This is a genomic window from Variovorax sp. P1_H12_2 (genome assembly GCF_056405335.1).
Genome location: NZ_JBFUCI010000310.1, coordinates 1 through 7,773, shown reverse-complemented (window position 1 = coordinate 7,773; position 7,773 = coordinate 1). Strand labels below are relative to the sequence as shown.

The following is a 7,773-nucleotide window of genomic DNA, read 5'->3' as shown; positions in this document are numbered from 1 at the left end:
ATCCTCACCAAGTCGGTCAAGACCATCGTCGACCAGGTCGACGCCATGAAGCGCCTGGTGAACGAGTTCCGCGACTACGCGCGGCTGCCGGCGGCCGACCTCCGGCCGGTCGATCTGAACCTGCTGGTGACCGAGGTGATGCACCTCTATCCGCCCGAACACGCCGCCGTCGCGCTCAAGGCCGAGCTCGACGAGCGCTGCCCGCCGATCCGCGCCGACGAACAGCAGATCCGGCAAGTCATTCACAACCTGTTGCAAAACGCCCAGGATGCGGCAGAGGCCAATGCCGGGCGCACCGGGCAGGGCGGCGAGGTCGTGATCCGCACCCGGTTGGGCGAATCGGGGCAGCGGGTGCGACTCACGGTGCAGGACAGCGGCCCGGGCTTCGCCGACAACATCCTCAAGCGGGCCTTCGAGCCCTATGTGACGACCAAGGCGAAGGGCACCGGGCTGGGCCTGGCGGTGGTGAAGAAAATCGCCGACGAACACGGGGCCCGGATCGAACTTTCGAACCGCATCGTCGACGGGGCTGTGGCTGGCGCGCAAGTCTCGTTATCATTCGCGCTTGCAGCGAAGCCGCAGGGAGCGGTTGCTCACACCGAAGATTCGAAGTCATCCATCATCTGAGCGCTTGCCGGCGCGCGGCAAATGGACCGGCAAACGGACCGATCACTCAAAATACAAACGCGCACAACTCAAGCACACATGGCAAACATCCTCGTGGTCGACGACGAGCTGGGCATCCGGGACCTGCTCTTCGAAATTCTCAATGACGAAGGCCACAACGTGGAGCTCGCCGAGAACGCGGCCGAAGCGCGGGCCGCGCGACAGCGGGCCCGGCCCGACCTCGTCCTGCTCGACATCTGGATGCCCGACACCGACGGCGTGACGCTGCTCAAGGAATGGTCGACGGCAGGCCTCCTCAGCATGCCGGTGGTCATGATGAGCGGCCACGCGACGATCGACACGGCGGTCGATGCCACGCGCATCGGCGCCTTCGCCTTCCTCGAGAAGCCCATCACCTTGCAGAAGCTGCTGAAGGCGGTCGAGCAGGGGCTGGCGCGCGAAAGCGCGCGCCGTGCTGCCGCCAGCGTGGTGCCGCCGGCGAGCAGCTTCGCCGCCGTGGTGACCACCGTCGGCGACAGCGCCCTGGTGCCGGCACCGCCGCAGCTGCAGGCCGCGGATCTGGGCCCGCAGTCAACGCAAAGCTTTGACCTCGATCGCCCGCTGCGCGACGCGCGCGACGGCTTCGAGAAGGCGTACTTCGAATTTCACCTCGCGATGGAGAACGGCTCSATGACCCGCGTGGCCGAGAAGACCGGSCTSGAACGCACCCACCTSTAYCGMAARCTCAAGCARCTCGGCGTCGATCTTTCACGAGGCCGCCGAAGCGCTGTATAATCGCGGGCTGCACACCAAGGCCCGGTAGCTCAGTTGGTAGAGCAGCGGATTGAAAATCCGCGTGTCGGTGGTTCGATTCCGCCCCAGGCCACCAAATTCCAAGCGCCCCAGCGCCCGTTTCGGGTTCTGGGGCGTTTTTGCATCTGGCATCTGGCAACTGGCAACTGCTTCTCTACCCAAGCCCATCAACCCAGCGGATTGAGCAGTTTCTCCATCTGCGAGAACTCCCGCACGACGAAGTCCACCAGGGCGCGAACGCGCGGAGTGTCGCGCATGTCCGAGTGAAAGCCGACCCGCACCGCGCGTACCGGCATGGGATGCGACACCTCGACGCGACGCAGTGCGGAATCGCCTTCCGCCATGAAGCACGGCAACACGGCCATGGCCGCGCCGCTACGCACGGCGGCGAGGTGGGAGCGCAGGCCATTGGCATGAAGCACCGTGCGCGCCCGGTGTGCCAACGCGGGCAGCCAGGCTTCGTGGGGCACTTCCCCCGCTGCCCGGTCCAGAAGTACCAACAAGTGGCCGCTGAAGCCCTCGGTGGCTTCAGGCTGCCCATGCCGTTCCAGATAGCTCTTGGATGCGTACAGCGCGTACGCGACTTCGCCGACGCGGCGCTCCACCAGATTTTCCTGCGCGAATGAGCCGAAACGGAAGGCCAGGTCCGCTTCGCGACGGGCCAGGTTGAACACCTTCGTGTCGTTGACCAGTTCGATCACCAGCCCGGAATGCAATGCACCGAAGCGCGCCAGCATCGGCGCGATCACCTCATCGCCGAGCCAGTCCAGGCTCGTCACCAGGATCTCTCCGCTCAGGCCGGTATCACGCGCGGCAACCTGTCGCTGCACCGACAGCGCTCCCGCGTCCATCTGTTCCAGGCCATCGACCAGGGATTGGCCCAGCGCGGTGAAGCGCAAGCCGCCCGCGTCGCGGTCGAACAGTTTCGCGTCCAGGCGCCGCTCCAGGGATTCGAGCCGCCTGCTCACCGTGGGCTGTGTCGTGCCGAGTGTGCGCGCTGCCGCGCTCAAGGTGCCATTGCGGGCGATGGCCAGCACCACCTTCAGATCATCCCAGTCAATCGTCATCGGGCCGAGCCTGTTCCATGCGTTTTCGAATGACGGGCATGCCAGATCGATGACTGCATTGGCCCGCGGCGCATCCTAGACTGTCACACGCTTTCTCCACCAGTCAAGTCTCCGGCCACGAGGGCACTCGTGCGCCACCTTGCACTTCCGGAAATCGACGACATGCTCCAGATCGACCACCTCATCCTGCGCGTCAGCGATGCGAAGGCGTCCGTGCAGTTCTACCAAAGGCTGCTCGGCCTGCACCACGACGGTGGCGCAGCGCCATTCGAAGTGCTTCGCGTGAACGACGACAGCACGCTCGACCTGCTGGCCGAGCCGCCGAAGGACCCCGTCCATCTGGCCTTTTGCCTGGACCGGCACGCCTTCGAAGGCGTCCGCGAACGGCTGCAGGCCATGGGCGTTCCTTTCGGTGGCGATCCGTTCGTCCGGGATGGCCGATCCGCCTCGCAATTCGGCGCCCGTGGCTGGGCGGAGGCGCTGTATTTCTCCGATCCCGATCGCCACAACATCGAGGTGCGCACTCATGATCAACGCTAATGCCCGGACCCCTGCCAGAGGCGCCGCGCTCCCTGTGTTCACAGACCTGCGCGGCAAGGTGGCGGTTGTGACTGGAGGTTCGCGCGGCATCGGCGCTGCGACGTGCCTCTCTCTGGCCCGCAACGGCGTGCGGCTGGCGATCAATGGACGCGATCCTGCGGCGTTGCAGGCCAGTGTGGCGGCCGCGCAAGCCGCGGGCGGGGAAGCGATTGGCCTGGAGGCCGACTGTTCGGATCTCGTGCAGGTCCAGCGCATGCAGGCCCGCGTGGAAGCGCATTTCGGCCCGCCGGACTTCGTTCTCGCCTTCGCGGGAGGCGGCACGGGACGGCCCGTCCCGGTGCAGGACATCACCGAGCAGGACTGGCGCTCCAGCATCGACAACAACCTCACTTCGACGTTCTTTGCCCTCCGGTGTTTCCTGCCCGGCATGCTGGCGCGTGGCAGTGGTGGCATTCTGACCATGGCCTCTGCAGGCGCCCGCGTGGCATCAGGAGCGCCAGCAGGATACGGTGCGGCAAAGGCCGGGGTCATCATGCTGACCCGCCACCTGGCCCAGGAAGTAGGTCCCCGGGGATTGCGCGTCAACTGCGTTTCACCCTCGGCGGTGTTGACGGAACGCACTCGGGCAACGCTTTCGCCCGAGCGGCAGACGCGAATGCTGGAGGGCTTTCCGCTCGGGCGCCTGGGCACGCCGGAAGACGTGGCTGCCGCCTCGCTGTTCCTGCTCAGCGACGCGTCCGCGTGGGTCACCGGCGTGGTGCTTGATGTCGCGGGAGGCCGGGTGATGGTGTGATGACCCGCCAGGCCGCTGCGATGCGCGTAGCCTGATGGCAGAGCGCCTGCCGAAGGGGGCCCGCCTGAACCGGCGCCGCCCCGGTCGGCCGACCCGAGTCCCGTCGCGTTCACCCATTGAACCGAGGAAGAACGAAATGCCCTACGACACCGAACACCCCGAAGGCGGCGTGCCCGTCAAGATGTGGACGCGCGGCGTGCCGGTCGAAGATGAAGCGAAGAAGCAGCTCTTCAACGCAGCGCGCCTGCCGGTCGTGTTCAGGCACATCGCGGCCATGCCCGACGTGCACCTGGGCATCGGCGCGACCGTGGGCTCGGTGATCCCGACCCTGCGCGCGATCATTCCGGCGGCCGTCGGCGTGGACATCGGTTGCGGGATGATGGCCTGCAAGACCACGCTGCATGCGAACGACCTGCCCGACAACCTCGGGCCGCTGCGCGCGGCGATCGAGCGCGCGGTGCCGCACGGCGCGTCGCCGCGCCACCGCGGCCGCGATCAAGGCAGCTGGGAGAACCCGCCCGATGCGGTCGATCAGGCCTGGGCGACGCTGGCGGACGAGTTCGACGCGCTGTGCGAGCTGCACCCGCGCCTCAGGAACACGAACAACCGCAAGCATCTGGGAACGCTCGGCAGCGGCAACCACTTCATCGAGGTCTGCCTCGACGAAGCCGGCGCCGTGTGGCTCATGCTGCACTCGGGTTCGCGCGGCGTGGGCAACGCGATCGGCACGCACTTCATCGCGCTCGCGAAGAAGGACGCCGAACGGCACCAGCGCCATCTGCCCGACCAGGACCTCGCGTACTTCGAGGAGGGGGCTCAGTATTTCGGCGACTACGTGCGCGGCGTGGGCTGGGCCCAGCGGTTCGCGGCGCGCAACCGCGAAGTGATGATGGCCAACCTGATCGCGACCGTGCGCAAGGTGATCGCCAAGCCCTTCGAGTCGCACGTCGAGGCGGTGAACTGCCACCACAACTACGTGCAGCAGGAACGCCACTTCGGCGAGGACGTGTTCGTGACCCGCAAGGGCGCGGTCAGCGCGAAGCGCGGCGAGCTGGGCATCATCCCGGGCAGCATGGGAGCGCGCAGCTTCATCGTGCGCGGCCTCGGCAATCCCGAGAGCTTCGAGAGTTGCTCCCACGGCGCCGGCCGCGTGATGAGCCGCACGAAGGCGAAGAAGCTGTTCACCGTCGATGACCAGGTCAAGGCCACCGAAGGCGTCGAGTGCCGCAAGGACAAGGACGTGATCGACGAGATCCCGATGGCCTACAAGGACATCGACGCGGTCATGGCGGCGCAGAAGGACCTGGTCGAGGTCGTCCACACCTTGAAGCAGGTGGTGTGCGTGAAAGGATGAGCGTCAAGCGCTGCTACGAAGTCGCCGGGCCGTCGCCGGGGGAAATGACGCGCAGCACATCGCGCGCGATCGATTCCATCCATCGCTGGTCGCTCTTCAACGCCGGGTCCGCGAAGGCCTTCTCGAAGGTAGGGCGGACCATCTTCGCGTAGTTCAAGGTGCCGAGAATGATCGTGAGGATGACGACGGCGGGAAGGTCGCGGCGAACCAGGCCGGCGGATTGCGCATCGTCCAGCAGCTGCAGGCTGCCCGCCAGGAAAGCTTCGAGCGGCCTCGCTTGCGCCACCTGGATCCGCTCGGAGTTGTCGAGCAGCTCGCGCGTGATGAGCTTGAATCCCGTCGGCCTCGCCTGCATCCATTCGACCTGAAGTTCGACAAAGGCTTGCAAGCGCTCCTGCAGGCTGCCGGCCGATTCGAAGCGCTTGTTGAGGCGCTCCATCAGTTCTTCGGCCTGCTGTTCGAGGACGGCCCGGTACAGCTCCTCCTTGCTCGGGAAGTGGTGGAGCAGCCCGGGATTTCCGACATCGCATTCGCGCGCGATGGCCGACAGCGACCCGCCTTGAAATCCATGCTCGGCAAAGTGATGCTCCGCGCGGTCGAGGATGATTTCTTTGCGGGACTTCGGTTTGCTGGGCATCTCGCGATTGTAGGAAGGGGCGCTCAGTGGATCGCCCGCTCATGCCCGACCCAATAGGTCGCGCGCAGCTCCCGCTTGAGCAGCTTGCCCGACTCCGTGCGCGGAAGCGCCGCGACGAAGTCGACCGTCTTCGGGCACTTGAAGTGGGCGATGTGGGCCCGCATGAAGTGGATCAGGTCGGCCTCGCTGGCCGACGTGCCCGGGCGCAGGACCACGCAGGCCTTGACGGATTCGCCCCATACGGGATCGGGGACCCCGATCACTGCGCCGTCGGCCACGTCCGGGTGTTTCATCAGGGTGTTCTCGACCTCCGCCGGATAGATGTTCTCGCCGCCGGAGACGATCATGTCCTTGATCCGATCGCTCAGGTAGAGATAGCCGCCCTTCAGGTAGCCGGCATCGCCGGAGCGGAACCAACCGCCCGAAGCATCGCGCCCTTCCGGAAACGCCTCCCGCGTGGACTCCGGCTTCCCCCAGTACTCCTTGAAGTTCCGATCGCTGCGGATCCAGACCTCTCCCACGCGCCCCTCTTCCATGTCGGTCAGTGCGACGGGATCGACGACCCGCAGTTCCACGCGAGGCATCGGTCGGCCCGCCGAGCGCAGCAGTTCGGCGCCGCGTCGATGGTCTTCGGGCGTCAGGGTGGTGACCACGCCCGACACCTCCGTCAGGCCGTAGATCTGGGAGAAGTCGCAATCGAAGACTTCCATCGCCGCGCGAAGCACGGGCTCGGTGATGGGAGACCCGGCGTACGCCATGAGCTTGAGACTGCCGAAATCAAATTCGCGCGCAGAGGGCTGCGACAGCAGGAAGCTGATCATCGCGGGCACCACGAGCACATGCGTGATCTTCTGGCTCGACAGCGCCGAGAGGTACTCCTTCGGATTGAACTCCTTGAACGTCACGCATCGGCAGCCTGCGTAGATCGGGAACAGAAGCAGCAGCATCCCTGCGATATGGAAGGTCGGCAGCGCATGCCCCAGCGTGGCGTTCTGGTCGAGTTTCCAGGCCTCCGAGGTCACCTGACAGGCGGAAAGCAGGCCGCGATGCGTCAGCACGACCCCCTTGGGGCGGCCTGTGGTGCCCGATGAATGGATATGGAGCGCCWCGTCCTCGAGCGCGATCGCGCGGTCCGCGGTACGGTCGTCGAAGCTCGCGTACCAGGTATCGAGCCGCAAGTGATCGCCGGTCGCGCCATCGACCACGAAGGCGCTGACGCCGCATTGCGCGACGACGTCCGACACGCGGGCCAGAATCTCCGCATCCGCGACCAGCACTCGCGCACCGGAGTCCTCGAGAATGAACTTGATCTCGTCCGGCGCGAGGCGCCAGTTGATCGGGACGCAGACCGCGCCGATCTTCATGGCCGCGAACACGAGAAGGGCACAGTCTTCGGGGCTTCTGGTCAGGATCGCGATGCGGCTGCCGGGCCCCATGTCGAGCGAACGCAGTGCATTCGCGAGTTTGCTCGTGCGCCGGTCGATCTCGGCGAAGGTGACGGACTGCGCGCCGGATGCGAACACCGTCGCGTCCGGCGTTTCACGCGCCCTTCGGGCCAGGCCATCGATCAGATTCGTTTCATTCATGTCTTGTCTCCTTGTTTTGTATTCGTGCGACGCGCAGCCACCCGTCGACCGGGTCGCCGGCTTTGCATCGCTGATGAAGCGCTTGGCGCTCAGCGCCCGGCTTGCAGGTCGGCCATTTGCTGCTGGAGCTGCGAATGAAAGCGCGGCGCGCTGTATTCGAAAGTGCCGAAGGTGAGCACTTCATTGGCGCCGGACGCCAGGCCCCTTTGAATCGATTCGGCCAGTTCGTAGTCTTCCGCCAGGGTGCGGCGATACAGGTCGACGTTGGCTTGCCAGTACGCCGTCGCCTTGTCCGAAGCCGGCGCTTCTGGAATCAGCGTGAGCTCATGCACGCGCGTCCGGGTGGCGCTGAGGGGCTCGAGGCTGCTGAGTTGCGC

At 66.0% G+C, this 7,773-nt stretch carries 9 protein-coding genes and 1 tRNA gene; 6 read left to right on the top strand and 4 right to left on the bottom strand.

The annotated features are described in order from the left end of the window. From AC1D2K_RS24985 to AC1D2K_RS24975, 3 genes are all read left to right on the top strand, one after another. Nucleotides 1-627: sensor histidine kinase (locus AC1D2K_RS24985; protein WP_478091801.1), on the top strand; the 627-nt coding region annotated here is incomplete at its 5' end. 78 nt (nt 628-705) lie between these two features. Beyond that, nucleotides 706-1,401, top strand: coding sequence for a response regulator (locus AC1D2K_RS24980; protein ID WP_478091800.1), 696 nt, complete (start codon nt 706-708; stop codon nt 1,399-1,401). Nucleotides 1,402-1,419: 18 nt separating this feature from the next. Then, nucleotides 1,420-1,495, top strand: a tRNA-Phe gene (locus tag AC1D2K_RS24975). Nucleotides 1,496-1,586: 91 nt separating this feature from the next. Here AC1D2K_RS24975 and AC1D2K_RS24970 read toward each other — a convergent pair. After that, nucleotides 1,587-2,486 carry a LysR family transcriptional regulator gene (locus tag AC1D2K_RS24970; protein ID WP_478091798.1) on the bottom strand — a complete coding sequence of 300 codons (900 nt, stop codon included), beginning with the start codon at nt 2,484-2,486 and terminating at the stop codon, nt 1,587-1,589. 162 nt (nt 2,487-2,648) lie between these two features. Between AC1D2K_RS24970 and AC1D2K_RS24965 the strand changes: the two genes are divergently transcribed. The 3 genes from AC1D2K_RS24965 (at nt 2,649) to AC1D2K_RS24955 (ending at nt 5,173) form a co-directional block, all read left to right on the top strand. Then, a complete protein-coding gene (locus AC1D2K_RS24965; protein WP_478091796.1) occupies nt 2,649-3,026 on the top strand; it encodes a VOC family protein in 378 nt (125 codons plus the stop codon). 34 nt (nt 3,027-3,060) lie between these two features. Continuing rightward, entirely contained in the window at nt 3,061-3,819 is a 759-nt protein-coding gene (locus AC1D2K_RS24960) for an SDR family NAD(P)-dependent oxidoreductase (protein ID WP_478091795.1), read from the top strand. Between the two features lie 136 nt (nt 3,820-3,955). Next, nucleotides 3,956-5,173, top strand: a complete 1,218-nt coding sequence (locus AC1D2K_RS24955; RefSeq protein WP_478091793.1) for an RtcB family protein — start codon at nt 3,956-3,958, stop codon at nt 5,171-5,173. Nucleotides 5,174-5,186: 13 nt separating this feature from the next. On the opposite strand, the gene AC1D2K_RS24950 is transcribed toward AC1D2K_RS24955, so the two are convergent. The 3 genes from AC1D2K_RS24950 to AC1D2K_RS24940 form a co-directional block, all read right to left on the bottom strand. Beyond that, complete coding sequence (locus AC1D2K_RS24950; protein ID WP_478091792.1) at nt 5,187-5,810, bottom strand: TetR/AcrR family transcriptional regulator; 624 nt, start codon at nt 5,808-5,810, stop codon at nt 5,187-5,189. 23 nt (nt 5,811-5,833) lie between these two features. Then, entirely contained in the window at nt 5,834-7,396 is a 1,563-nt protein-coding gene (locus AC1D2K_RS24945) for a long-chain-fatty-acid--CoA ligase (RefSeq protein ID WP_478091790.1), read from the bottom strand. 89 nt (nt 7,397-7,485) lie between these two features. Continuing rightward, nucleotides 7,486-7,773 (bottom strand): SRPBCC family protein (locus AC1D2K_RS24940; protein ID WP_478091789.1); only part of this gene is annotated, 288 nt, incomplete at its 5' end.

Coding starts and splice junctions, on each gene's coding strand:
- AC1D2K_RS24955 (WP_478091793.1), top strand. CDS start 3,956: ATGCCCTACGACACCGAACACCCCGAAGGCGGCGTGCCCGTCAAGATG.
- AC1D2K_RS24970 (WP_478091798.1), bottom strand. CDS start 2,486: ATGACGATTGACTGGGATGATCTGAAGGTGGTGCTGGCCATCGCCCGC.
- AC1D2K_RS24965 (WP_478091796.1), top strand. CDS start 2,649: ATGCTCCAGATCGACCACCTCATCCTGCGCGTCAGCGATGCGAAGGCG.
- AC1D2K_RS24950 (WP_478091792.1), bottom strand. CDS start 5,810: ATGCCCAGCAAACCGAAGTCCCGCAAAGAAATCATCCTCGACCGCGCG.